Source organism: Pseudoalteromonas sp. C12FD-1, from assembly GCF_037414265.1.
GTDB lineage: Bacteria > Pseudomonadota > Gammaproteobacteria > Enterobacterales > Alteromonadaceae > Pseudoalteromonas.
Map to the genome: position 1 here is coordinate 83,179 of NZ_JBBEVD010000052.1, position 25,222 is coordinate 108,400.

General features: G+C 40.8%; 22 protein-coding genes. 5 read left to right on the plus strand and 17 right to left on the minus strand.

What is annotated here, in order from left to right:
* Window positions 1-251: 251 nt before the first annotated feature.
* Together WDB87_RS07660 and WDB87_RS07665 are read left to right on the plus strand one after the other, a co-directional pair.
* Window positions 252-1,313 carry a hypothetical protein gene (locus WDB87_RS07660; RefSeq protein ID WP_337849510.1) on the plus strand — a complete coding sequence of 354 codons (1,062 nt, stop codon included), beginning with the start codon at window positions 252-254 and terminating at the stop codon, window positions 1,311-1,313.
* A gap of 86 nt (window positions 1,314-1,399) precedes the next feature.
* Window positions 1,400-2,464, plus strand: a complete 1,065-nt coding sequence (locus WDB87_RS07665; RefSeq protein ID WP_337849511.1) for a hypothetical protein — start codon at window positions 1,400-1,402, stop codon at window positions 2,462-2,464.
* A gap of 48 nt (window positions 2,465-2,512) precedes the next feature.
* Here the strand turns inward: WDB87_RS07665 and ttcA are convergent, their stop codons facing one another.
* The 11 genes from ttcA to ccoN form a co-directional block, all read right to left on the minus strand.
* Complete coding sequence (gene ttcA / locus WDB87_RS07670; RefSeq protein ID WP_286246993.1) at window positions 2,513-3,430, minus strand: tRNA 2-thiocytidine(32) synthetase TtcA; 918 nt, start codon at window positions 3,428-3,430, stop codon at window positions 2,513-2,515.
* Between the two features lie 103 nt (window positions 3,431-3,533).
* Entirely contained in the window at window positions 3,534-4,460 is a 927-nt protein-coding gene (uspE, locus tag WDB87_RS07675; RefSeq protein WP_286246995.1) for a universal stress protein UspE, read from the minus strand.
* 107 nt (window positions 4,461-4,567) lie between these two features.
* Window positions 4,568-5,305 (minus strand): FNR family transcription factor, encoded by a 738-nt coding sequence (locus WDB87_RS07680; RefSeq protein WP_337849512.1) that lies wholly within the window; start codon window positions 5,303-5,305, stop codon window positions 4,568-4,570.
* Window positions 5,306-5,372: 67 nt separating this feature from the next.
* On the minus strand, window positions 5,373-6,044 hold the full coding sequence (locus WDB87_RS07685; RefSeq protein WP_273604232.1) for a sulfite exporter TauE/SafE family protein: 672 nt from the start codon (window positions 6,042-6,044) through the stop codon (window positions 5,373-5,375).
* Window positions 6,037-6,204, minus strand: coding sequence for a cbb3-type cytochrome oxidase assembly protein CcoS (gene ccoS / locus WDB87_RS07690; protein ID WP_002963071.1), 168 nt, complete (start codon window positions 6,202-6,204; stop codon window positions 6,037-6,039). Before ccoS ends, WDB87_RS07685 begins: the two co-directional genes overlap by 8 nt.
* Entirely contained in the window at window positions 6,201-8,576 is a 2,376-nt protein-coding gene (locus tag WDB87_RS07695; protein ID WP_337849513.1) for a heavy metal translocating P-type ATPase, read from the minus strand. Before WDB87_RS07695 ends, ccoS begins: the two co-directional genes overlap by 4 nt.
* An 8-nt stretch (window positions 8,577-8,584) precedes the next feature.
* Window positions 8,585-9,076 (minus strand): FixH family protein, encoded by a 492-nt coding sequence (locus tag WDB87_RS07700; protein WP_337849514.1) that lies wholly within the window; start codon window positions 9,074-9,076, stop codon window positions 8,585-8,587.
* A gap of 141 nt (window positions 9,077-9,217) precedes the next feature.
* Window positions 9,218-10,252 (minus strand): cytochrome-c oxidase, cbb3-type subunit III, encoded by a 1,035-nt coding sequence (gene ccoP / locus WDB87_RS07705; protein ID WP_054982343.1) that lies wholly within the window; start codon window positions 10,250-10,252, stop codon window positions 9,218-9,220.
* Window positions 10,249-10,434, minus strand: coding sequence for a CcoQ/FixQ family Cbb3-type cytochrome c oxidase assembly chaperone (locus WDB87_RS07710; protein ID WP_004588824.1), 186 nt, complete (start codon window positions 10,432-10,434; stop codon window positions 10,249-10,251). Before WDB87_RS07710 ends, ccoP begins: the two co-directional genes overlap by 4 nt.
* A gap of 5 nt (window positions 10,435-10,439) precedes the next feature.
* A complete protein-coding gene (gene ccoO, locus WDB87_RS07715; RefSeq protein ID WP_004588825.1) occupies window positions 10,440-11,114 on the minus strand; it encodes a cytochrome-c oxidase, cbb3-type subunit II in 675 nt (224 codons plus the stop codon).
* A 12-nt stretch (window positions 11,115-11,126) separates the two neighbouring features.
* Complete coding sequence (gene ccoN / locus WDB87_RS07720) at window positions 11,127-12,560, minus strand: cytochrome-c oxidase, cbb3-type subunit I (RefSeq protein ID WP_004588826.1); 1,434 nt, start codon at window positions 12,558-12,560, stop codon at window positions 11,127-11,129.
* Between the two features lie 339 nt (window positions 12,561-12,899).
* Here ccoN and WDB87_RS07725 point away from each other — a divergent pair, with 339 nt between their 5' ends.
* From WDB87_RS07725 to WDB87_RS07735, 3 genes are all read left to right on the plus strand, one after another.
* Window positions 12,900-13,325: a hypothetical protein gene (locus WDB87_RS07725; RefSeq protein ID WP_337849515.1), complete on the plus strand. Its 426-nt coding sequence runs from the start codon at window positions 12,900-12,902 to the stop codon at window positions 13,323-13,325.
* A 678-nt stretch (window positions 13,326-14,003) separates the two neighbouring features.
* A complete protein-coding gene (locus WDB87_RS07730) occupies window positions 14,004-16,448 on the plus strand; it encodes a TonB-dependent receptor (protein WP_337849516.1) in 2,445 nt (814 codons plus the stop codon).
* Window positions 16,449-16,551: 103 nt separating this feature from the next.
* Window positions 16,552-17,904, plus strand: coding sequence for a hypothetical protein (locus WDB87_RS07735; RefSeq protein ID WP_337849517.1), 1,353 nt, complete (start codon window positions 16,552-16,554; stop codon window positions 17,902-17,904).
* A 53-nt stretch (window positions 17,905-17,957) separates the two neighbouring features.
* On the opposite strand, the gene WDB87_RS07740 is transcribed toward WDB87_RS07735, so the two are convergent.
* Genes WDB87_RS07740 through WDB87_RS07765 form a run of 6 tightly spaced genes read right to left on the minus strand, consistent with a single transcriptional unit; the run spans window position 17,958 to window position 25,198 of the window.
* The gene (locus tag WDB87_RS07740) at window positions 17,958-18,209 is read right to left on the minus strand and encodes a hypothetical protein (protein ID WP_004588905.1); all 252 of its coding nucleotides are present in this window, start codon (window positions 18,207-18,209) and stop codon (window positions 17,958-17,960) included.
* A gap of 17 nt (window positions 18,210-18,226) precedes the next feature.
* On the minus strand, window positions 18,227-19,063 hold the full coding sequence (locus WDB87_RS07745; RefSeq protein ID WP_286247032.1) for a peptidoglycan binding protein CsiV: 837 nt from the start codon (window positions 19,061-19,063) through the stop codon (window positions 18,227-18,229).
* Window positions 19,063-22,536 (minus strand): transcription-repair coupling factor, encoded by a 3,474-nt coding sequence (gene mfd / locus WDB87_RS07750; protein ID WP_337849518.1) that lies wholly within the window; start codon window positions 22,534-22,536, stop codon window positions 19,063-19,065. The genes WDB87_RS07745 and mfd overlap by 1 nt, the downstream gene beginning before the upstream one ends.
* 50 nt (window positions 22,537-22,586) lie before the next feature.
* Complete coding sequence (locus WDB87_RS07755; protein ID WP_337849519.1) at window positions 22,587-23,480, minus strand: carbon-nitrogen hydrolase; 894 nt, start codon at window positions 23,478-23,480, stop codon at window positions 22,587-22,589.
* Window positions 23,477-24,532, minus strand: coding sequence for an agmatine deiminase family protein (locus WDB87_RS07760; RefSeq protein ID WP_337849520.1), 1,056 nt, complete (start codon window positions 24,530-24,532; stop codon window positions 23,477-23,479). The genes WDB87_RS07755 and WDB87_RS07760 overlap by 4 nt, the downstream gene beginning before the upstream one ends.
* A gap of 57 nt (window positions 24,533-24,589) precedes the next feature.
* Window positions 24,590-25,198, minus strand: coding sequence for a PilZ domain-containing protein (locus WDB87_RS07765; protein WP_337849521.1), 609 nt, complete (start codon window positions 25,196-25,198; stop codon window positions 24,590-24,592).
* Between the last annotated feature and the right edge of the window lie 24 nt (window positions 25,199-25,222).

Sequence of the window (25,222 nt, forward strand, 5' to 3'; positions counted from 1 at the left end):
GTTTTTTAGCTTCAGAACTGCCTAGTCTTTACTTAGCATGTGTAAATAATACTAAATATTGCAATTATTCAGATTTAAGTAGTTGAATATACAAATAATATAGTTTTAGATGAATTTAAATGATAATAAATTGTTGCATTTTTAAGCGTTGTTCCTAATACTGGTCAATGCATGTGCGCCTGCACATGTGTAAATGAATACCTTAAGTACATAGGCATAAAAATAAAACACTGAACACATTAAGGATTTATATGAACAACAATAAACGCACACACACGCTTAAATACTTACTTTGCGCCAGTTTAGCCGCATTAATGAGTTTTTCGGCAGCAAGTAAAGATCACAAAATTATACTTATTCACGGCTTGCAGGTATCGCAAATAACCAATAAGTCGGGCAGCGATGTAATAAACGACGGTGAAACCTATTGGCAAAGTTATTGGAATAATCGTGCCGATGAACGTATTGATTGGCCTGCCTATGAGCGCATTGAAGGTAAAATTGCAACTGATTGGGTATGGCCTAAATTAAAGCAAATGTCGCGTGCTAACTTATGTGCAGATGGCTGTGTGCTAGTAACGCACTCTACAGGTGATTTAGTTGCGCGCCATATTATAGATAACCAAGCCAATTGGCTTGAAAATGCGGGCCTTACACCACTTAATATTGTGGCAACCTTTGATTTGGCGGGAGCAGGGGGCGGCAGTGAGCTTGCCGATATTGCTGTAAGTGCTTTAACTGGTGCCGCATGGAACTTTGCAGTAGATGCTGCACTCAAATGGTGGTTAGGTAGTGATGTAACAGAAGCGGTGGGCGTATTACACGATTTAAAAGTAAATAACGCACGTAAAATTTCGCCGTTTCCAGATGCCCGTACGCCGCGATTACGCTTTGTAGCCGATGGTAATGCTTATCTAGGGTTAACAGGTGGGTTTTTAAAAGGCAATGATGATTCGGTAGTGGCTTCGCATTCATCGTGTGGGGCAAGCGCGGCTAAGTCATTTGGCAGTTGTAGCAGCAGTATTGATACAAATGGTCAGTTAAAATCGCAAGGTGATGCCGTTAATAGCTTTATGCCGCACCATTACCCAATGATGATGAGCGACAGCTATAGCCACAACGAAATTCATAACGCGCAGCGCAAAGGCAATGTCACGATTGCGATGAACAATATAAATGTAGATGGTCAAAATGTGGGCTTTAATACATTTGATAAAACAACGGGTACTTGGTTTTGGAAAAAACACTACCGCTATATTAAGGATTCAAACACGCAAAGTGCCTCGGCACTTATTTATAACGTGATCCCTTGATAAGTACCTAAATTTATAAGCGCGTTAGGTATTAAACGCTAGAGCGTGTAGTTATTTACTGCACGCTTTTAAAGGATTGATGCAACATGAAAAAGTTTTACATTGGTGCCGCTGTAGTCAGTATTGGGGTATTTTTACTCTGGTATACAAATAAAAATGCCGTTAAAACACTTGAGCCTCCCGCTGCACTGGCAATAAAAAAGAAGTCAGAGCCAGCAAGCCCAGATAAAAGCACCGTAATAACCATTGATGTGCCAAAACAAAAACAGGCTAAAAGCCCTCCCAAAATACATTATGATCAGAACTTAGCCAGTGCCGCTGAGCATGTGGCAATGCAATACCAAAATGCACTAAAATACCCGCCTTATTCGCAGCCCTTGAGCGCACTTGATGAAGACCGCTTAAAGCCTAATCAGTTTTACCCAGTTACAAGTCCCATTGACGATGCGGGTAATGCCCTCGTAGTTAGTTTAGATAAATACCGGTTTGTATATCCGCAAGAAATAACCGTTAATATTGCTGCGCAAAACCTAGCAGAGGTAAATGTAGCGCTTAGCAATACCGATACCAAAGCGTCAATTAGTGCAAAAACGACTACAGCACAACAAGGCGAAGCGACGGTGAGCTTTAAAGCCAGTGAAGACTACCCGCGTAATTTGCAGCTATTTGTAGAGGCGAATGTTGCTGGTAAAAAGGTGCCTGCTGTAGCGCAAATACAATATATGCCACCAAGTGCCACGCTGATTGATTTTGATAACGCTTATGCACAAAACGAAAACATGATAGCCACAGCGCATTTAAAGGTGATCAAAAGTGGCTTATATAGAATTAGAGCTAATTTATACAGTGATACGAGCCCACTTGCACATTTGGTGACTAAAAAGAAACTTTCACAAGGCAGTCAAACGGTGGATTTAAAGGCGCATTGGTCGGTATTACCACAAGGGGTAGTGAATATGCGTTTAAGTGACTTTGTGATAGAGCGAATGTCGCCAAGCCCAGGTGAACGTAATAGTTTTGGTAGCAGTGATATTGCTGAGTTTGAAATTACTGATTTTGCCTACGATAGTTTGCAACAACTGCCTTATCAAGCAAATGAACAAGAACGAATGAGTCTAGAGTTTTTAAAAGGATTAGCTGATAAAGGTTAATGGTAATAAATAAGGGGCATAAAGCCCCTTAACTGTATTTTTTAACCGTTAGCTTAGGTTAATAGTAACCACATCAGCTTGCTGATCTTGGGTTTCATCCTCATCGCTTACAGGCGCTTTTGGAATGTCTGGTTTATCCAGTGCTATATCGCCGCCATCAATAACATCGCCGGTTTTTAGGTTTTCAAAGTCAAATAGTTCTGTATCGGCTAGATGCGAAGGCACCACATTTTGCATTGCTGTAAAAATACTTTCGATACGTCCTGGGTGCTCTTTATTCCACTGCGCTAACATATTTTTAGTGTGTTTACGTTGCAGGTTTTCTTGCGAGCCACATAGATTACACGGAATAATAGGGTAACCTTGGCTAAATGCATATTTACTTATATCGGCTTCTTTACAATAAGCGAGGGGACGAATAACCATGTGCTCGCCGTTATCGCTCATTAATTTAGCCGGCATGCTTTTAAGTTTACCGCCGTAAAACATGTTTAAGAAGAGTGTTTCGATCATGTCGTCGCGGTGATGGCCAAGGGCAATTTTAGTTGCGCCCATTTCTTTGGCTGTACGGTACAAAATACCACGGCGTAGGCGTGAACACAGCGAACATGTTGTTTTACCTTCAGGGATGATATCGGTAACAATGCTGTAGGTGTCTTCTTCTACAATTTTGTATTCAATATCTTGTTTATCAAGGTACTCAGGTAAAACGTGTTCAGGAAACCCTGGTTGTTTTTGATCAAGGTTAACAACAAATAAATCAAATTTAATGGGTGCCACACGCTTTAAATGCTTAAGCATATCAAGCATGGTGTAACTGTCTTTACCACCCGATAGGCATACCATTATACGGTCGCCTTCTTCTATCATGTTAAAGTCCATGACGGCTTGGCCAGTAAGACGGCGTAAACGCTTTTGTAGCTTATTTAAGTTGTATTGAGCTTTGGCTTGAGCTGAGTGAGACACTACGCCCCCTTATAAAACAATGCGGCAAATTATTTGCTGAAAATAAAGGGGCGTATTATATACCCAAGTACTAGGGGTATTAAAGCGCTAGTTAAGGCTTTGTTTAACTTTTGGCAAGTGGGCTTACGTAGCCATCGGGTTTTAAAGCAAGTACATCACAGTCTAGGCTATCAATTACGTGCTCGGCAGTGTTACCTACTAACGCAGCGCTTAACCCTGTACGACCCACAGTGCCAATCACCACTAACTCGCTATTTAAGCGATTCGCTACATCGGGGATGACATCTTCCGGTAAGCCTTCTTCTATAAAACATTGCTCGCTAGTTAAATTAAACTCCTTAGCCAGTTCGTTAGTGGATTCTATGTGGTGTTTTTTTACGGATTCGTTATAAAGCCCTGGATTAAATTCAGGTATCTCTATGGCAATATTAATGGGTGTAGCGGGATAGGCATTGACTAAGTTAAGCTTGGCGTTGGCAAGTTCACATAAAAATTGTGCATCTTTAATAATGCGTTTATTAAGGGCTACATGCTCATCGTTTTCACTAACCGCATTCACTGCGGCTAAAATATTTCCTTGCTCAGGCCAGGCCATTTCTTTTACAAATAACACCGGTGTTGGGCATTTACGTACTAAGTGCCAATCTGTAGGGGTAAAAATAACCGATTTGAGCGCACCATGCTGATGGGTACTTTTAACCACTAAATCGTATTCTTGTTCAATAACGGTATTAATAATGGCTTCAAACGGCCGGTTATGCCAAACCACTTGGGTGGTGATGTTTATATCTGGGTAGGTGGAAATTATATCTTTAAGCCATAACTCTCTATCAGTTATAACGGCTTTTCGCATTGCTTCACGCTCTTCAAACGACAGCATAGTGGTCATTTCGTAAGAAAAGTCGTAAACAGTCATAAAGGCGGTAATACTGGCGCCTGACTTTTTGGCTAAATCAATCGAGCGAGCTAAACCGTGGTGATCATCCTTAGTGGGGTCAATAACGGCTAAAATACGTTTTATAGTGTTCATATGCTACTCCCTTTTTTAACTTACTTTCAGTGTAACGTAAATACACAGCAGTTAAAGGGGTAGCACACAAATTGTTGTTCTAAATCAAAGTAACAGCGGGTGTAAGCTTAGCAAGGCTTAACTATCGCAGCGGTTTTAGCGAGTGCATTGCTGTCTAAAATAGTAATAAATTTGCCTTCTACTTTTATTAAATTCGCTTTTTGAAAGCGGCTTAATAAGCGGCTGATAGTTTCAACGGTTAGGCCTAAATAATTACCTATTTCACCACGTGTCATGGTAAATCTAAACTCTTTGCGCGAAAACCCGCGCTCACCAAAGCGCTCTGAAAGGTTATAAATAAAGCTAGCTAGGCGTTCTTCTGCTGATTTTTTATTAAGTAATAACAGCATTTCCTGATCGTAGGTAATTTCACTACTCATCAAACGCATTATTTGCTGGCGAAGCTTAGGTAATTTGCCCGCTAGTTCGTCAAGGGTGTCAAACGGGATTTCGCATACCATTGATGTTTCTAGTGCTTGCGAAAAGCTCTGATGAGCCATTTTGCTAATAGCATCAAAGCCCACTAAATCGCCGGCTAAGTGAAAACCGGTAATTTGTTCATCCCCTTGCTCTGAGAGCGTATAAGATTTAAATGAGCCAGAACGTACCGCATAAATAGCATTAAGAGGAGCGCCGGATTCAAACAAGTAGTCACCTTTGTGAAGAGGTTTTTTACGTTCAATGATTTCGTCAAGTTTATCCATTTCTTGGCCATTTAACGAAAACGGCAAACACAATTGGCTGATGCTGCAGTTGTTACAGCTAATTGCACAATTATTTTTAGCGCGACTTTGAGAGAAATCCATAATTTAATCCGTTTTAATTTTTATACACAGTACTGAAAATAAACCGAGTGGCTTAATACCGCGGCGATTAATGTACTAGTTTATCGGTGGCAATGATCAATAGGTACATACCATACCAAATTATAATACTGCCTAACACAATACGCGTCCATGGGTGGTTAATAACACTATTAAGTTTTTGGGCGGCTAGGCCTAGGGTGATCATGGCCGGAAAGGTGCCAAGTGCAAAGCAAAGCATCACTAGGGCCCCGTCAAACGCACTAGGGCTGGTCATTGCCCATGTGAGCGCTGAATAAACCAAACCACAGGGTAGCCACCCCCACAAAGCGCCGTAACCCAATGCTTTAGCCGTTGAGTCTACTGGCATTAGATATTTATTAAGCTTAACTATATGCTGCCAAATAAGTGTTTTGCCTATTTTTTCAAGCCATTGCAAAGTGGGGCCTAAGCGCATTATATACACGCCTACTAGCAGCATAAAAATAGCCGCAATAAATGAAAGCGTAACGGAAAAAAACGTGTTTTGCTTTGCAAATTGGCTACTTATACCCGCAACAAGTGCGCCAGCCAGCATGTAACTACACGCTCGGCCAAGGTTATAAGCAAATGAATAAATAACAGATTGGCGCTTGTTACTGGCCAATTGTAAGGAGCTGGCAATACCGCCGCACATGGCAAGGCAATGCCCGCTACCAATTAAGCCCATTAAAAATGCGCTGGTGTAAAGTGGGTCAATCATTACTTTTGTTGTGTTGTTCTTTATCATCTTCAAACAAAATGCTATGCCCTTGTTTGTTCAAATCAGAGAATTGCTCGCTTTTTACGGCCCAAAAAAACACGCCAATGGCAATAATCACAAATAATATGGCTATGGGGATTAAAATATAAATTATGCTCATAACTTTAAAAGCCTTAGTGAATTACTAATCACAATAATTGAGCTGGCAGACATACCAATAACGGCCATCCACGGGGCAACAAGCCCAAGCGCTGCAAGTGGTAAAATAGAGGCATTATACACCAAAGACAGCGTAAGATTTTGCTTAATGATTCTTCTCGTTTGCTTAGCAACATTGAGTAGATGTGCAATAGAGGCTAAATCACTATTTAACAGCACTACATCGGCACTGTTTTTAGAAATGTCGGCACCGGTTTCCATTGCAATGGATAAATGAGCGCTTGCAAATACAGGGCTGTCGTTAATACCATCACCAACCATGGCAACTACTTCGTTTTGTGATGACCAATGCTCCACGGCGGTTTGTTTATCTTTAGGTGACAAAGCGCTTTGAGCACTGTTGAGCTTTAATTGCTTTGCTATTTTTTGTCCTGCATCTGATGCATCCCCAGTCAGCATATGACAGCTTAAGTTTTGTGCTTGTAAAGCACTGATAAGCTCACTAGCACCAGGTTTTACTTTATCTATAAAGTAAAAACGAGCAACCACGCGTTTATTAATGAATAGGCTTGCTTGGGCATTTGTTTTTTTAGTATCAAACCAGCCGCTTTTACCAACAGCATAATGTTCAGCACCGCTTTGCGCACTAATGCCCATTCCTGGATGTACGGTTATGTTTGTAAGGGTAAGCTCGGTGGTGGCGTACTTATTAAAAGCGCTGGCTATGGGGTGCTCTGAATAACGCTCTAGCTGAGCGGCAATATTAAGTGCTTGCTCTTTAGAAATACTGTCATCGAGTATATCAATGGCGTCTAAGCTAAATTTGCCTTGCGTAAGCGTGCCTGTTTTATCAAAGGCAAACAGTGTTAATTGTGAGAGTGTTTCGAGCACATGCGCTTGTTTAATTAACACCCCTTTACGGGTGAGGGTGGCTACCGAGCACGTTAATGCGGTAGGAATTGCAAGGCTAAGTGCGCAGGGGCAAGTGGCAACCAATACAGAAATCGTGATCCAAAAAGCGTGTTCTGGGTCAATTTGATACCAGCCAATAGCCGTTATAGAAGCAAATATAAGCAAGCAGGCTATAAACCACTGGGCTACTTTATCGGTTATTTCTACTAGTTTAGGGCGCTTAGTGAGCGCAGTGTGTTGTAAATGTATAATTTGGTTTAGTAAGGTATTTTGGCCAATTTTATTTATTTTTATTTCTATTACACCATCATGATTAACACAACCGGCATACACATTGTGACCAATAAACTTATTAACGGGTTGGTGCTCTCCGGTCATCATGGACTCATCAACACTCGTTTGCCCCTTGATAAGCTCTCCGTCGGCAGGAATAGTTTCACCCGCTTTTATCAATACCACATCGTTCAGCTTAAGTTTTTTAGCGGCAATAATGTGCTCTTGGCCGTTATCATCAATGGTGCGGGCAGTTAAAGGCAGTAACTTTTGTAAGTTGGCGGTAAACTCACTGGCTTTTAGTCGGGCTCTAAATTCGAGGTACTTACCTAATAATAATAAAAAGGTAAACATACATACTGATTCAAAATATACCTCGCCTACGTGCATAAACGTGGCATAACAGCTGGCGCTATAAGCCCCAAAAATAGCCAGTGAAACAGGTAAGTCCATATTTAACTGTTTTGCTTTTAAGCCATTAATAGCATTAGTTAAAAAGGGTAATGCGCTGTACAAAATAACGGGGGAGGCAAGCACTAGGCTTATCCACCTAAAGTATTGCTCAAAGTTATTATCCATACCCGAGAACATGCCAAAGTACATGGCAAAGGCAAACATCATCACTTGCATGGTCATCAGCCCTGCAACACCTAAGCGGCGTATATAGGCTTTTGCTGTTTGTTGCTTTTGTTGGGCTTCGTCATCGGCTTGAAACGGGTAAGCTTTATAGCCAATTTTGGCTAAGGAAGTAATAATTTCGCTCAGCGGGGTTTGGGTTTTATCCCATTGGATCATGGCACGGTTAGTTGAGGTATTAACATCAACGCGCTTTACCGTTTTTAAGCTAAGTAATTGCTTTTCTATAAGCCATGCACACGCTGCGCAGGTAATGCCTTCAACACTTAAAAGTACTTGGGATAAGTTATCGGTTGTGGCTATAAACTCATCTTGTATGTCTTCGTTGTCGTAGCTTTTAATAAACGCGAGTTGCTCAGGGACTAACTGCTCTACTTTACCAGCGCGTACGGTGCGGTATTTGTAATAGTCGGTCATACCTTGGTTTACAATATTTTGCGCAACAGCTTGGCAGCCAATACAGCACATAGGCTGTGGTGTATTATCTATTGTTACGGTTGCGCTAAATCCATTTGGCACACTTTCAAGGCAATGAAAGCAAGAAACGCTCATAGTGATGACTACTTATAATTTGGGGTAACTAATAAAGGTTGCTCGGTAGGAAGAGTAATATTTTCTTTTAACTTCCAACTACCATCCACCGGCTCTATAAATACAGAGTAAGTACCTGGTGTGTAGTTATCTAAAAGGGCAGTAAATTCTTTATTTGCATTAGGGGTAAGCGTAGCTTCAAAGTCATGCGCCTTAATGGTGCGATGATAAAAAGACAGCTTTAAAGCGTGTACGTTACTATAATCGCCTTTGGTAAAGGCAAAACTGGCACGCTCGTTTGTAACATTAAGCTTGCCATGTAAAAACAGTGCTTTGGCTTTTTCAAACTTAGTAAGTTCTAAGTTTATTGCTTTGCCTTTTTTATAGTAATCATCAACCACCATATCTGGGCCGTTGCCCACAGCAGTAATAATTAAGGTTATGCACCCAATAATGGCCGCTAGCGGAAAAAAGATTAAAAACCAAGGCCAAAAATTTTTATACCACGGAGTAGGTTGCATAGTTGCTCTAAAATTAGTTTAGGTCGGGCTATTTTATAGCAAATATTTGTAAAAGACTAAAAAAAAGCCTCCGACTGGAGGCTTTTTTGATCTGGATTAATCTGTTGAAATAAAAAGATTAATTAATAGTTAACTCGGTGTTTATTTATCTTGCGATAAACTGTAAACATAGGCAGTTAACAGGTGAATTTTATCTTCACCTAAAATGTCTTTCCATGCTGGCATTACACCGGCGCGGCCATGGTTAAGGGTTTCTTCAACAGCGCGTTGAGAGCCACCGTATAACCAAATGTTATCTGTAAGATTTGGTGCACCAAACGGTAAGTTATGTGCAACAGAGCCTTTACCATCTGCACCGTGACACGCGGCACACATCGCAAACTTAGCGGCACCCGCAGCGGCATCTTTTTGGTTAACAGTACGACCAGACAAGCTAAGTACGTGCGCTGTCATTTCTTTAACGCCTTGCTCACCAAGTGCTGCACTCCAAGAAGGCATTGCTGCTACACGACCATAAAGAAGCGTTTCTTTAATTTTGTCTGGTGAGCCACCGTATAACCAATCTTTATCAGTTAGGTTAGGGAAGCCAGTTGCACCACGTGCATCTGAACCATGACATTGCGCACAGTTTTGCGAGAATAAACGCTGACCAATTTCAAGTGCTAACTGGCCGTCAGTTTGTTCATGCTTTTCGCCATTTTCAAGGGCTACTTGCTGCGCTGCATCACCTTCAAATTTAGAATTAACTAAATCTAATACTGGTACTTGTGCAAGCTTGTTAAAAATAGGACCAAAGCGCTCTTGTGCTGCTTCGTATTCTTTATCAAGCTTTACATAGCGGCCTTCTTCTTTAGCTTTAGCCGTGGCTTCTTTAGATTCAGCTAAAGAAGTAATACCTTGGTTAGAGCTTGTCCATTTACCTAAGCCTTCCCAGTTACCTAAACCTGGATAAGCTGCTAAGTAATATACCGACCAAATAAATGTTGCGAAGAACATGTACGTCCACCATTTTGGTAGTGGATTATTTAGTTCGGTAATGCCGTCATATTCATGTCCGCAGTCTTCACCTTCTTTTACGCCCGCATAGTTTTTAAGGTTCCAAACTAATAAGCTAAAAATGATGATTAAGCAGGCTAGGGTTAATACAATAACCCAAATACTCCAAAAGCTAGTCATTTTTCAGACTCCTTTTCCTCGTTAGAGAGTGTGTTGTTATGTTTTTTTTCATCTTCGAAAATGGCATTAGCAGCGTCATCAAAACGATTTTTGCTACGCTTGCTGTATGCCCATACAACAATCACAATAAACAATACTAAAATTACCAGAGTCAAAATGCCTCTGTATGTTCCGTAATCCATAATAATTACTTCAAGTGGGTGCCAAGTTGCTGTAAATACGCGATTAGGGCTTGCATTTCTGTTGCGCCTTCGCCGTTATTCATAGCGTTAACTTTATCAACATCTGCTTGTAGCTCTTCGTCGCTGCCATAACCTAAACCCGGGTGTTTAGGGTTTTCTGGGTTAATAGCAAAAGTATCACGGAAAATTTGTAGTTTTTTCAGAGTCAGGCTGGTATCAACCTTAGTCTCTGCTAACCAAGGAAAACCTGGCATGTTCGACTCAGGAACCACGGCGCGTGGATCAACTAAGTGTGCATAATGCCAATCGTCCGAGTAACGGTTACCTACACGTGCAAGGTCAGGACCAGTACGTTTAGAACCCCATTGGAAAGGGTGATCCCATACTGATTCGCCCGCTACAGAGTAGTGACCGTAACGCTCAACTTCATCACGAAAAGGACGAATCATTTGTGAGTGACAGTTATAACAACCTTCACGTACATAAATGTCACGACCTTCCATTTCAAGCGCGTTAAGTGGGCGCAAACCTTCTACAGGTTTTGTTGTATCGTCTTGGAACATTAGCGGAGTAATTTCAACTAATGCACCAAAACTAATAGCAAAAACAGTCAGAATAGCCATTAGGCCAACGTTCTTTTCTACTATTTCATGTTTGTTTTGTGAATTTTTATTGCTCATCATCTCACTCCGTTATGCTAATTGTGCTTGCGCGTCTAACTTCAGTGATTCTTTCTCAGCTGAAATTGTACGCAGAACGTTATAAGCCATAACTAACATACCTGTTACGATGAATACACCGCCTACAAAGCGCATAATATAGAATGGGTGTGATGCTTCTAATGACTGTACAAAGCTGTACATTAATGTGCCGTCAGAGTTAACTGCACGCCACATTAGGCCTTGCATAACACCTGAGATCCACATTGCAACAATGTAAAGTACAACACCTACCGTATGTAACCAGAAGTGGGTGTTAACCAATTTAACGCTGTACATACGACCTTGTGCGAATAACGCAGGGATAAGGTGGTAAATAGCACCAATTGAAATCATCGCAACCCAACCTAGTGCACCTGAGTGTACGTGGCCGATAGTCCAATCTGTGTAGTGAGATAATGCATTTACAGATTTAATTGCCATCATTGGGCCTTCAAACGTAGACATACCGTAGAAAGACAATGAAACAACTAAGAAACGAAGTACTGGGTCAGTACGTAACTTATGCCAAGCGCCAGAAAGCGTCATAATACCGTTAATCATACCACCCCAAGATGGTACAAACAGGATAATAGACATAACCATACCTAAACTTTGCGTCCAATCAGGTAGCGCTGTGTAGTGAAGGTGGTGAGGACCAGCCCAAATGTAAAGTGAAATAAGTGCCCAAAAGTGAACTACCGATAAACGGTAAGAGTAAACTGGGCGACCTGCTTGCTTTGGTACAAAGTAATACATCATACCTAAGAAACCAGCAGTTAATAGGAAACCTACAGCGTTATGACCGTACCACCACTGAACCATTGCATCTACCGCACCTGCGTAGATTGAGTATGATTTAGTTAACGACACAGGCACTGCCATGCTGTTTACAATGTGTAGCACTGCAACAGTAATAATAAAGCCAGCGTAAAACCAGTTAGCAACGTATATATGAGATACTTTGCGTTTAATCAGCGTACCAAAAAATACCACTGCGTAAACTATCCATACTACCGCGATTAAAATATCGATTGGCCACTCAAGCTCTGCATATTCTTTAGAGCTAGTAATACCTAGCGGTAATGTAATTACGGCTAATACAATAACAAGCTGCCAACCCCAAAAAGAGAAAGCGGCGAGTTTGTCTGAGAAAAGGCGCGTTTGACAAGTACGTTGAACGACGTAATAAGACGTCGCAAAAAGTGCACTGGTACCAAATGCGAAAATTACTGCGTTCGTGTGTAACGGACGTAGTCGAGAGTATGTTAACCATGGTGTATCAAAGTTAAGTGCTGGCCAAGCTAATTGGGCAGCAATCAGAACCCCAATACTCATGCCAACGATGCCCCAAATCACTGTCATAATAGCGAATTGGCGTACAACTTTATAGTTATACTCAGTTTGTGATGCTACTGTTTGGCTCATTTTCTGGCTTCCGCTGCAATAAATGCGTTTAGAAATGAATTACCCACCGTTTAAAGTGGGGCCTACTATTTTCCCCAAGCGTATTACCTAAAACGTTCAAAGCCTGAATGCTTCAGAAAACAAACTCGAGAAACCCTTATTTTTTGCGGGTGAAATGATAAATTTTTTGGCCTAAAAAAGATAGGTCAATTACATAAAATTATGACATCAATCAAAGTTTGTGAGTTTGTTGTTTATTTTTTGATACAGATTGTACCTATATTAACCAAACATCACACTAGCTATTGTTATTTCAAAGCATGCTAATTAAGATTTGTTTTTATTTAGCGCGGATTTGTTATGCATATATATAGATTTACTTTGTTTTTAATGCTTATTTTTGTATTAACAGGCTGTGACAATACCAATCAAAAAGATCAAAAAGCACTGCTAAAAACAAATTGCGACGCTAATCAGCACTGTATTTATAATACCGGTGTTAAAGTATGGTTAAGTGATAAAAATATCACTCCCGAAACCCCCTTTAGTATTTACCTTGATTTACCCGCCCACCTAAAAATAGATAGCGCTAAGCTTGAAAGTATCACCATGTATATGGGTTTTATTCCGCAAAAGTTCACTAAAGAAGCAACTATTTATAAAAGTGACACTATGGTGGGCATCTGCTCTGAGAAAAATATGCTGTGGCAATTAGTGCTTAATTTAAGCAACCTTCAAACTGGCGAGCCAATCACACATTTTTATAATTTTTACGTTACGTATTAAACTAGCATTATTTTTACACTTTTATTTCCAAAGCGTAGCAAGTAATAAAATACCGTATTAAATAATATGCTTTTAGAGCTTACTTAGTTTCATAACCTGTTTTATGTTGTGTAATTGTGCCTGAAAAGCGAAAAGCGAAAAGCGAAAAGCGAAAAGCGAAAAGCGAAAAGCGAAAAGCCTCACTTCGTTAAAAATACCCCCCGATCTGAGCAGACGTTGAAGTCTCGCTGAACAAAAAATATTACCCAAAAAACTAAATAAATAGCTTAATAAGACTATTTAAGCGGTAAATCTGCATATTTATGGTTATTAATTTTATTACAGCTTTACGGTTTTACTAATGCGCTGTGATCAATATGTTAATTTTTCCAAAAAGGGTATTTTTATTCATTAATTACATTTGATTGCAATCTGCATAACTTTGATTTCAGATGTGTTTTAATTGCTTTGAATTTATTTTATCTCATTGATTTAAGTTTGTTTTTTTTGGTTAACACTGCAACAAGTTATAACCTTTGTACCTTTTTTAGTTATTCTTTTTTTGGTGTTGTATATATAACAATCCTTCATTAAGTTTTTGCTCAGTTAACTCGGCCTAAGTTGCCCCCCTGACTCACAATTCTTATAAAAAGTGAGCATTACCAATCAAGGTAAATTTCCAACAAGTAGGGTTTATTCATGAAAAAATCAACTCTTGGTTTAGCTGTAATCGCAGCAATCCCAATGTTCTCAAGTATGCAAGTAGTAGCGGCCGAAGATGGCGCAAACGCTATTGAAAAAATTCAAGTAACGGGTTCTCGCATAAACCGTACGGACATGGAAACGGCTAGTCCAATTACAATCATCGGTGATGATTTTATTGCTAAAAGTGGTTACACATCAGTTGCTGATGTGCTTTCAAACCAACCATCAGCTGCTGGTATGAGTTTAGGTGGATCAAGCAATAATGGTTCAGGCGGTTCTGCTACTGTAAATTTACGTGGTATGGGTTCTCAACGTACACTAGTACTTCTAAATGGCCGTCGTATGGTTTCATCGGGTACTGGTGCGGACTCTTCTGTTGATTTAAACACCATTCCAGTGGCGATGATCAAATCTATCGAAATCTTAAAAGACGGCGCCTCAGCGGTTTATGGCTCTGATGCCATCGCTGGTGTTGTAAATATTATTACAAAGAAAGATTTTGAAGGTACTGAGCTTAATGTTGAAGGTAGCAGAACTACCAAAGCAGATGGCAATAACTACGGTTTTAGCTTACTACATGGAATGCAAGTTGCTGATGGTAACTTAGTTGTCGGTGCACAATTTTCAAGTCGTGGGGAAGTAATTCAATCTGATAGAAGCTTTGTTGAGCCTGGTCAATCTTCTTTTATCCCTGAAGGGACTTTAGGTGGTAAAACTTACGAAGGTAATGGTGTTTTTGAAGATAGAACCACTTCATATGACTTTACTACATCAAGCTATGCGCAAACACCTAATGACTTATATAGTGTTTTTACGAGCTACGATACTGAATTAGATTCTGACACAACTTTAAATGTGGATTTAATGTATACACGTCGTGAATCTTCACAGCAATTAGCACCACAGCCTGCAAGTGTAGATCTTCAAACCGCAAATTTAGATACTGAATATACTTCTGCATTTGTTGAAGATGGTGCTTTAGCTGATACGTTAGAATACAGACGTAGAATGGTTGATGCTGGTCCTCGTATTTATGAGCAAGAAACAGATACTTACCGTGCTTCTGTAGCTTTACAAGGTACTTTAGACAACGATGCAAGCTGGGATATCAGTGCAACATATGGTCGAAATGATTCTAAAGATACGGTTCAAAACTCTATAAATGCAAGTCGTGTTGAAGAAAGTATCTACGCTAATCAAGCTTTATGGTTCAGTGGTGACTCATTAGAGCGTAGTTTCTTGACTGCAAATGACTCTATTTATACTGAGCAAAATGAGGGCGGAAATGAGCAGTTTATCCTTTCAGCTGGATACAGCAACGTAACTGAAAATGATATAGGCTATGCAATCGGTGTTGAAAATCGTTATGAAAGTGGTTTTTATACGCCTGATTTAATTACACAGCTAGGTGAGAGTACGGCAGCTCAACAAGACCCAACAGAAGGTGATTACTCTGTACAGTCAGTTTACTTTGAGACATCCGTCCCTGTTTTAGAGAGTGTAACTTTAGAGGGTGCAGCTCGCTATGATAATTACTCTACTTTTGGTGGTGAAACAACTTGGAAATTGGGTGCTACATGGAATGTTACTGATACGTTCATGGTGCGCTCAGTACTTGCAACAGGTTTCAGAGCACCAAATGTAGCTGAGTTATTTGGTGGTAACTCAGGATCATATGATTACCTTGCAGATCCATGGGGCAATGAGCAAGATGCTCAGATTTTGGTTAACTACACAAGTGATCCAGATCTTCAGGCAGAAGAGAGCCGCTCATTTACGTTTGGTACTGTATGGGAAATAACAGATGGTTTATCAACGACTCTAGATTACTGGAAGTTTGATATTACTAATGCTATTACCCGTCTTGATGTTCAAAATGAAATGAACAACTGTTTTGCAGGTGATGCAGAGTCTTGTGCTTCAGTAAATATTACATCATCGGGTGATTTATCTGACTTAAGCTCAGCACTTACAAATGTAGGCGCACAAGAGACGTCAGGTGTTGACTGGAATATTAGCTACTCAGCCGATAATTACCGTATTAACTTAGATACGACCTACCTTATCGAGTTTGAGCAAGATGATATTGACTACACAGGCACTATTGATGGTAATGTTGGTGGCTACTCTAAGATAAAGTCTAACCTTTCTGTAAGCTATGATATTACCGATGCATTTAATGTTCTTTATAATGCACGCTTTATACGTGGTATGGATGGTGATTACTACGGTGAGTCATTTAGCACTGATAACGTTATATATCATGATATCTCAATGAGTTATAACATTAATGATGCACTTCGTGTTACTGGTGGTATGAACAATATCTTTGACAAAGAGCCAGAAGAAGTACTAGGTGGTAATGATATGGGCACTGTTCCAGAAATTTATGACGTAGTGGGTTCTCGTGTGTTTGCCAGTGTTAACTACAAGTTTTAATTAGCACATTAATCGTATTAAGGCTCAGTGTTTACTGGGCCTTTTTTATTGAACAAAATTAAGGAGACCAGTACACTTATACACTCAATAAAAGGAGAGTTGTTTGATAAAACAAGACGAAAATTTATCTTTTGTCATAGAGCCAGAGCTTACCCCTCGCTCTGAGCAGCGTATCGACCTGTATTTTTCTATCCCCAATGAAATGGGTATAAACGTACAAACCCTCAGTGAAGAGTCTTATTTTAATAACCACTTTAAATCGCACTTAGCTTATAACGCTAACAACATACACTTACCCTTAGTGCGTAGCCGCTTTGTTAGTAAAAACAAAGGTGAGCAACAAGATTACCGCCAAAACCTAAATTTGTACTGTTATCAGGTGCGCTTAGCGCTTGATGCTGATATTAAAGATGCGTTAAAAATTCAAGAGGTAGAGGCTTTTTACGCCCGCGCACAAGAGCTGTTTGAGCAAAGTGAAGGGCTGTTAAAAAAGCTGCGCAGATATACCCCCGATGATGAAAAGCTGGTGCCGTTTTACACCAATGCCGATAACTATTTAAGTTGGCATGTTGAGCAGTCGTTTTTAAAACTACTAGATGAAGGCCCACGCAGTAGTGACTTTGCTAAAGAGCGCAACGACTTACTGCAATTTTGTAAAAACGAAAATACATACCGGTTTGAGCAAAATTACAATTCAGAAACCACGTTGCAAGATGGGAACCGAATCACGAATAAAATGCGCTTACTGCAGCGCCTTATAGAGCACGGCGTTATTTTGCATCGTAATACACGTTACTTAAATAGTTACCTAAAACGTTTAGTTAAAGGCACGGTAACAGCGGTAATTATGGCATTTGTGATGGTGGTTATACTAAATGCGCGCTCAACCTTTACCGAAGTTACCGCCACGCTTATTTTAATATTAGGGGTAATTTACGGGCTACGTGAAATATTTAAAGAAGACATTACACGGGTAATTTGGCGCGCTATTGTGCGGGGGCGCCCTAAATGGCGGTTTGTATTTAAAAACAGCATTACTAAAGACCGCGTTGCAAGTCAGTTTGTGTGGCTTGAGTACATGCGTTTTAAAAAAATTCCTAGCGAAGTAAAAACAATATTTTCAAAAAGGCGTCAGCAAAATAAGCTAGCCGCGCAGTGGCTTCACTTTGCTAGTGAAACGCGTGTGTCTGCTAAAGAATTTTTACCTGGCTACGACACGCTTCAACAAAGTATGCGTTTTAATTTGGCGCCCTTTGCACGGTATTTAAAACGTGGTGAAGGTAAGTTGTATCATTTAGATGGCAATAAAATATCTAAGCAAGCGGTCGAAAGGCGCTATCAGCTTAATTTGGTGATGGTATTAAAAGACGAAGAGAGAACCTTATACCAGCGTTACAAAATAACCCTCAATCGCAGTAAAATAGTGAATATTGAACTCATTTACTCTAAAAAATAAAAAGGGATGGCAACGGCTATCCCTTTTTAAAAACGTAAATATAGGCGTTAGCGTTATTGTGTAATACCGTGCTTAGAATAAATAGTTACCTTGTCTGAAACGAGTGTAATTTCAATGTTTTTAGACTCATCGCCCCATACACAATTAGTATGCAGCGTTTTTTCTACACAGTTATCAGCCGAGCCTAAAATAGCTTCAACTTCAGCTTTATCCATGCCAACTTCAATTTTTTCGTAGTTTTCTAGGCTTACTTTTGAACAAGCTGCCAGGCTTAACGTTGCTGCGATGATCAGGAGTTTTTTCATTGTTATGTCCTATTGATTTAGTGTTTATACTTTCGTATTTGTACAATCATGCCCATACGAGGATGATCAAAGTAATGGATTTCACCACTAATTACACGTTTAAATTGTGAAAAGCGGGCTGATTCAATATCCCCATTGGGTAGTTTTTCGTTTACATCAAAGTCCGCGGTGATGTATAGGTAGTGGCGTAAATGTATTTTAAATAAACCATCTAGTTCCCAATAGCTTAGGGGTTGTTCAGAGGTCTCAAACAGTTGTGGTTTACTTTGAACAAGGCTAATAAAGTCGGGGTTTGCATAATTTGGCGTGGTGTTAACATCGCGCTTTATATGCTCCCCAGAAATTAAGTGTACGCTTGGCGCGCGCGATTTACTTGCCCCTTCAAAACGCCAGCCTGTGTGCAGCAGGGGTGATAAACCTTTGCGGTCAAGCTCTCGGCGTTGAGCGTTAAATTGTAATTGTTCGGGAGCCAGTAGGTAAGGCTCATCCATTGTATCTTGCGGCGGTGCTAATGGCGTTACAGGTAGCTCGTCGTAACTTTGCATAAAGTCGATACTGTTATCACACACACCCGATTGCGGGTTGGCATTAACTAAAGAATCGGTAAAGGTGCGTTTTTGAAAACGACTATCGCCATCTATACACGCTTGCATTGCTTGCTCTGTGTATAAAGGAGTAAGTAACTCTAAGGTATTTTTAGCCTTAATGGGTTCGTGTTTTAAGCTAAAGTCTTCTTGTAAATAGGGTGCAGGGCGCTGTTTAAATATCAGCACTTCTACTTCAAACCAACGTTCTGCAAGTGCGGTGCTGCTAAATAAGCAACATAGCACGATAAGCGATTTTTTTAGCAACATTAATGGCTAACCTTTTTTTCGAAATCTGCAATCATTGCAGTGACCATTTTTAAGCGTTCACGAGGGTTTACCTCATTAATTGCAAAGCGCAATTTGTTTGCGCCATCCATTTTGTACACATGGGGTGCACTTTGTATCAAGCCTATGATGAAGCTAGGATTAACCTTGGTATTTTGACTAAACTCAAAGTAGCCTCCTTTAGGGTTTGCCTCTATTTTTGTAATGCCTAAATCGCTGGCACGCATTTTTAGTCGCTGCAAACTGAATAGGTTTTTAGTGGCATCAGGTAATAAACCAAATCGGTCTATTAGCTCTACTTGTAATTCGTCCATATCGGCAAGGTTAGCACAACTTGCTATGCGCTTGTACATACCTAAACGCGCATTAACATCATGTATGTAATCATCAGGTAATAAAGCAGGGAGTTTTAAATCAACGTCTGTTTGTTGCTGCAGCAAGTTCTCAAGCGTTGGCTCTTTGCCATTTTTAAGGGCATTAACTGCCTGCTCTAGCATTTCCATATACAAACTAAAGCCAATGGTTTGCATTTGCCCTGATTGATCATCGCCTAATAGTTCACCCGCACCACGTATTTCTAAATCATGTGTTGCAAGAGCAAAACCTGCGCCTAAATCTTCAAGTGACTCAATGGCTTGTAAGCGTTTAGTGGCATCTTTAGAAAGTGCTTTAGCATCACCAGTTAATAGATACGCATACGCTTGATGGTGGCTTCGTCCAACACGGCCGCGTAATTGGTGTAATTGCGCAAGACCAAGTTTATCGGCCCTGTCCATAATAATTGTATTAGCGGTAGGCACATCAATACCAGTTTCAATAATGGTGGTACATACCAATACATTGTATTTTTGATGATAAAAATCAGTCATTATTTGCTCAAGCTCTTGCTCGCGCATTTGCCCATGAGCAGAGGTGACACTGGCCTCAGGCACCCATTCGCTGATCTCTTGTGATACTCGCTCAATTGTCTCAACATTGTTATGCAAAAAGTACACTTGGCCGCCGCGTTTAATTTCACGCAGTATCGCTTCACGTATTAAGTCGCTGTCGCGCTGGCGTACAAAGGTTTTAACTGCTAAACGCTTAGCCGGTGGGGTGGCAATAATAGATAAATCACGCATACCGCTCATCGCCATGTTTAATGTACGCGGAATAGGCGTTGCAGTCAGTGTTAAAATATCTACATCAGCGCGCAATGATTTTATTTTTTCTTTTTGGCGCACGCCAAAGCGATGCTCTTCATCAACAATCAGTAAACCTAAGTCGTTAAACTTAATATCTTGCTGAATTAATTTATGCGTGCCAATAACGATATCTAGCTTACCGTCGGCCATTTTTTCGAGCGTGTCTTTTTGCTCTTTAGTTGAATTAAAACGCGACAACACACCCACTTCAATTGGGAAGTCGGCAAAACGGTCTTTAAAGTTTTCATAGTGTTGCTGAGCAAGTAATGTGGTTGGTACCAGCACAGCGACTTGTTTGTTGTCGTTAACCGCTACAAATGCGGCGCGCATAGCTACTTCTGTTTTACCAAAACCAACATCACCACACACTAAACGGTCCATAGCAAGTTTTGATTGCATATCGCCAAGAACGGCTTCAATAGCATTACGCTGATCGTCCGTTTCTTCAAATGGGAAGCTGTCGCTAAATTGGCGATAACTTTGCCCATCGAGTGCAAATTTATTACCTGGTTTTGCTTGGCGCTGTGCGTAAATATCTAATAGCTCTGCGGCCACGTCGCGTACTTTTTCGGCGGCGCGTTTTTTGGCTTTTTCCCAGGCATCTGAGCCAAGTTTGTGAAGCGGGGCGCTTGCTTCTTCACCGCCAGAATAACGGCTTAGCATATGCAGTGCCGATACCGGCACATACAGCTTTGCCTCACCAGCATAGGTGATGGTAACAAACTCAGTGATTACACCTGCTGCGTCAATTGTTTGCAGGCCTTGATAGCGGCCAACACCGTGATCAAGGTGAACAATTGGTTGGCCCTCTTTAAGCTCGGCTAAGTTGCGAATTAGCGCATCTTGGCTTGCTTCGTATTTATGTTTACGGCGCCTACGTTGCGACACCTTAATACCTAATAGCTCTTGCTCGGTAATAATAGAAAGGCTAGGTTTTGTACCCAGTACAACACTTTGCTCAAGAGGGCTTACAATTAAGCCTACATCGCTTTGGCTTTGTGTAAATTGCTGTAAGCTTTCAAATTCTTTAAACTTTAACCCACTTGGCTTAAGTACGCTTAATAAAGACTCGCGGCGACCATCAGACTCAACACTTAATAAAATGCGGCTTTTTTTCTTTTTTTGCTCTGCCACATAGTTAATAAATGCCCCGTAGGGTTCGTGTTGTTTATGATCGATTCTTACTGCGGGAAGCTCGCTCACATTTAAGTTTTTATTACCCGCTTTAGTGGATAATTTAGCTTGCGATAAACGTATTCGTGCAAACTTACCTAAATTAGAAAACAACTCATTAATAGGTTGATACAACTCGCTCGGCGCCAGCAGTGGGCGCAGCGGATCTACTCTACGGTTTTCGTAGCGTACGTTTACATCGTGCCAAAAGGTATCTGCGGCGTGTTCTAAATCACCTAATTGCATAACCGTAGTGGTGTTTGGCAAGTAATCAAAAATGGTGGCCAGCTTTTCAAAAAACAGCGGCATGTAGTATTCAATACCGGCAGGCCACGTACCTTTGCTTACTTGCATATAAACAGAGTCTTGCTCTGAGCTGGCACCAAATTTATCGCGATAATTTATTCTAAAACGCTCAACGTCTGCTTCGTTGGTTGGAAATTCATGCGCGGGAAGTAACTCAATCTTATCTACTTTTTCATCTGATCGCTGGGTTTCAACGTCAAATAAGCGAATAGAGTCGAGTTCATCATCAAAAAAGTCGAGCCTAAAGGGGTGTACACTGCCCATCGGGTACAAATCAACAATAGAGCCACGTATCGCGTATTCGCCGTGTTCCATTACCTGCTGTACGTTTAAGTAGCCTGCTTGTTCTAAATTACTACGCAAGTTATGAGTGTCGAGCTTATCGCCTACTTTAAAATTAAGGGTAGAGCCATAAATAAACGATGCGGGCGCAGTACGTAACATTAAGGTAGATACAGGCACTATAAGCACGCTTTGTTGCTCGTTTTTTAACGTATTAAGTGTGGCTAAACGGGCTGAAATAATATCTTGGTGTGGAGAAAAATGGTCATACGGTAAGGTTTCCCAATCAGGAAATACCATTACCGGGTTATCGGGGAGTAAGTATTCGAGTTCGGTTTCAAGTCGTAATGCGCTTGGCGTATCTGGTGTTACTATAAGCACTAAATCGTTTTGCTGTTTTACACCTTCTGCAATGGCTATACTTAATGCACTGCCAGTTAACTGCCCCCATTGAATTTTATCTTTTTGAGATTTTACCCACGGCAAGGCTGCCCATTGCTCAAACGCCATTTAGTGCTCCATTTTTTAGTGGCGTTTGCTCACAAACGCCATGCAGTTATTTAGTCTCGGTAAATTTTTGTTAAGTCTTGATAGTGATCAATTCTGCGGTCGCGTAAGTATGGCCATATACGTCTTACGTTTTCTGAGGCTTTTTGATCAAGTTCTACGACTAAAATTTGCTCATCGGAATTGTTTGCCTCTGAGAGCATTTCGCCTTGTGGGCCGGCAATAAATGAGTTACCCCAAAATTGTATACCTTTACTTTGTCCGCTCGGGTCATTTTCGTGGCCTACACGGTTACAGCTAATAACGGGTACGCCGTTGGCAACCGCATGCGCACGTTGGCTTATTACCCACGCGTCTTTTTGGCGTGTTTGCTCTGCGTTATCATCACGTGGATCCCAGCCAATTGCGGTTGGGTAAATTAATATCTCAGCGCCGGCCATAGCCATTAAACGCGCCGCCTCTGGGAACCATTGATCCCAGCATACTAATACACCTAATTTACCTACTGAGGTTTGAATTGGCTCAAAACCTAAATCGCCTGGGGTAAAGTAAAATTTTTCGTAAAAGCCTGGGTCATCAGGAATATGCATTTTACGGTACTTACCCGCAATGGTGCCGTCTTTTTCAAGTACAACCGCAGTATTGTGATAAAGCCCAGTGGCACGTTTTTCAAATAGTGAAGCCACAATAACGATACCAAGCTCCTTGGCAAGCTCACCCAATGTATTTGAGCTTGGGCCCGGAATTGTTTCGGCTAGGTCAAATACATCAACATCTTCTGTTTGGCAAAAGTACAGACTACGATGCAGCTCTTGTAAAACCACAAGTTGTGCGCCTTGCTTAGCAGCATCACGAATGCCAGCAATCGACTTAGCCATATTTTGCTCGGCATTATCACTGTTAGTTTGTTGCACTAGGGCAACGGTTAATTTTGCAGGGCTTGTCATTGTGCTGCTCCAGCTAAAAATCCACGAGGTAATTGCATAGTAATGCAATGCAAACTACCAAATTGTTCAATAATAGGTAGGCAATTAACGCCAATAATAGTGTGCGTTGGGTACGCTTTTTGAACTTGCGCTAGTGCTAGTGCGTCATTGTCATCGTTATACGTAGGAACTAAAACCGTATTATTGATAATCAAGTAATTTGCGTACGTTGCCGGTAATCGGGTGTTATCATCATCAAACACCGGTTTTGGCCACGGCAAATCAATTAATGTATATGGGGTATTATTTTGCGTTTTAAAGCTTTGCAGCTGTTTTTCCATCGCATCTAATGCGTTAAAGTGCTCATCTTCTTTCGTATCGCACTTAACATATACAAGTGTATTATTTGGCGCAAAGCGTACCAGTGTGTCAATGTGGCTGTCGGTATCATCACCGGCTAGATAGCCATGATCTACCCATAAAAAGTCAGTTGCGCCTAAATGCGTTTTTAAAATTGACTCAATATCGCCTGATGATAAATCTGGGTTACGATTTTTATTCAGTAAACATTCGCTGGTTGTAAGCAATACACCGTGTTCGTTAATTTCAATACCGCCGCCTTCAAGTACTATATCAAGGGCTTGGTACTCAGTGTTTGAATTACTCAGCTTGTTTACCAGTACTGCGTTAATTTTATTATCGAGGGTACTTTCGAACTTATTACCCCAGCCATTAAAGGTAAAATCGTAAATTTTAAGTTGCCGAGAGTCGTTAATATTTGCACAGGTAATAGGGCCGTGATCGCGCGCCCACGTATCGTTTGTTGGCGTAACAACAAAGTACACTTTGCTTAAGTTTATATTCGCTTTTGTTAGCAAGGCAGTAATGTGGCTTTTAAGTGCCGTGTTATGAGCAACAATAACAAGTTGTTGCACGGCTGTGATATGCGTTGCAAGCTCAACATAAACAGGCTCTACGCGTTCAAGCGTATCAGCCCAGTCAGTTTGTGCATGGGGCCAGGTTAGCATAACGGCGTCTTGCTCAGCCCATTCAGGTAAAAGTCTAAAGTTCATGAAGTTTTGATACAAATTACGGTGGCGCTAGTTTAGCATTTTACATGCATATGTCAGCTATTTATCGCTGCTTGTATCATCGCCAATTTGTTCAAGTTCTTGGCGTTTTTTTAGCTGGCGTGTTTGTGCGTGCAAGCTGGCTCTTACAACTAATTCTTGGTCTGTGGTTCTTATTGCAGTAAACAGTAATGTGTATTGGTAATGTTCGTTGTCTTGTTTTTCAATGGCAACAACTTCTGTATAGCAGTAAACGGCTGAGGCTTCGTGGTGCAAAAATAGCTTTGTTCTAAATGATTGGCCTATTGCGTATACATCCGGCGAAGTAAAGCGTATGCCGCCTCCACCGTAGCTATCACACTGGATGGCGTTATCTTGAGCTTGCTCTGAGGCTAAAATGTGGCTCATTATTAAATCAATTTTACGAGACTGTGCTTGTAAAAAAGCCGCCAGCTCTTGTGCTAAATCGCCTAAGTTTCTCAGGGGCCTTAAAGATGCCTGTTCAAGCTCACTGACTTCGTTAGCTAGCTTAAATAGAGGAGGTATGTCGTCTTCAAGCGCGAGTTCAGATTGCGGCACTAACTGATTTTCTACAGCAAATAAGTTTACTCGAATACTTTCATTTATTTGAAAGTATTCTTCAAATTCGCTTAATCTTTGACTGTTCATAATTATCTCCACTGCGTATTCATT

Bases quoted from the DNA above. Each gene is read 5' to 3' on its own strand.
- WDB87_RS07660 (WP_337849510.1), top strand. From the start codon at position 252: ATGAACAACAATAAACGCACACACACGCTTAAATACTTACTTTGCGCC.
- WDB87_RS07665 (WP_337849511.1), top strand. From the start codon at position 1,400: ATGAAAAAGTTTTACATTGGTGCCGCTGTAGTCAGTATTGGGGTATTT.
- uspE (WP_286246995.1), bottom strand. From the start codon at position 4,460: ATGAACACTATAAAACGTATTTTAGCCGTTATTGACCCCACTAAGGAT.
- WDB87_RS07680 (WP_337849512.1), bottom strand. From the start codon at position 5,305: ATGGATTTCTCTCAAAGTCGCGCTAAAAATAATTGTGCAATTAGCTGT.
- WDB87_RS07685 (WP_273604232.1), bottom strand. From the start codon at position 6,044: ATGATTGACCCACTTTACACCAGCGCATTTTTAATGGGCTTAATTGGT.
- ccoS (WP_002963071.1), bottom strand. From the start codon at position 6,204: ATGAGCATAATTTATATTTTAATCCCCATAGCCATATTATTTGTGATT.
- WDB87_RS07695 (WP_337849513.1), bottom strand. From the start codon at position 8,576: ATGAGCGTTTCTTGCTTTCATTGCCTTGAAAGTGTGCCAAATGGATTT.
- WDB87_RS07700 (WP_337849514.1), bottom strand. From the start codon at position 9,076: ATGCAACCTACTCCGTGGTATAAAAATTTTTGGCCTTGGTTTTTAATC.
- ccoP (WP_054982343.1), bottom strand. From the start codon at position 10,252: ATGACTAGCTTTTGGAGTATTTGGGTTATTGTATTAACCCTAGCCTGC.
- WDB87_RS07710 (WP_004588824.1), bottom strand. From the start codon at position 10,434: ATGGATTACGGAACATACAGAGGCATTTTGACTCTGGTAATTTTAGTA.
- ccoO (WP_004588825.1), bottom strand. From the start codon at position 11,114: ATGAGCAATAAAAATTCACAAAACAAACATGAAATAGTAGAAAAGAAC.
- ccoN (WP_004588826.1), bottom strand. From the start codon at position 12,560: ATGAGCCAAACAGTAGCATCACAAACTGAGTATAACTATAAAGTTGTA.
- WDB87_RS07725 (WP_337849515.1), top strand. From the start codon at position 12,900: ATGCATATATATAGATTTACTTTGTTTTTAATGCTTATTTTTGTATTA.
- WDB87_RS07730 (WP_337849516.1), top strand. From the start codon at position 14,004: ATGAAAAAATCAACTCTTGGTTTAGCTGTAATCGCAGCAATCCCAATG.
- WDB87_RS07740 (WP_004588905.1), bottom strand. From the start codon at position 18,209: ATGAAAAAACTCCTGATCATCGCAGCAACGTTAAGCCTGGCAGCTTGT.
- WDB87_RS07745 (WP_286247032.1), bottom strand. From the start codon at position 19,063: ATGTTGCTAAAAAAATCGCTTATCGTGCTATGTTGCTTATTTAGCAGC.
- mfd (WP_337849518.1), bottom strand. From the start codon at position 22,536: ATGGCGTTTGAGCAATGGGCAGCCTTGCCGTGGGTAAAATCTCAAAAA.
- WDB87_RS07755 (WP_337849519.1), bottom strand. From the start codon at position 23,480: ATGACAAGCCCTGCAAAATTAACCGTTGCCCTAGTGCAACAAACTAAC.
- WDB87_RS07760 (WP_337849520.1), bottom strand. From the start codon at position 24,532: ATGAACTTTAGACTTTTACCTGAATGGGCTGAGCAAGACGCCGTTATG.
- WDB87_RS07765 (WP_337849521.1), bottom strand. From the start codon at position 25,198: ATGAACAGTCAAAGATTAAGCGAATTTGAAGAATACTTTCAAATAAAT.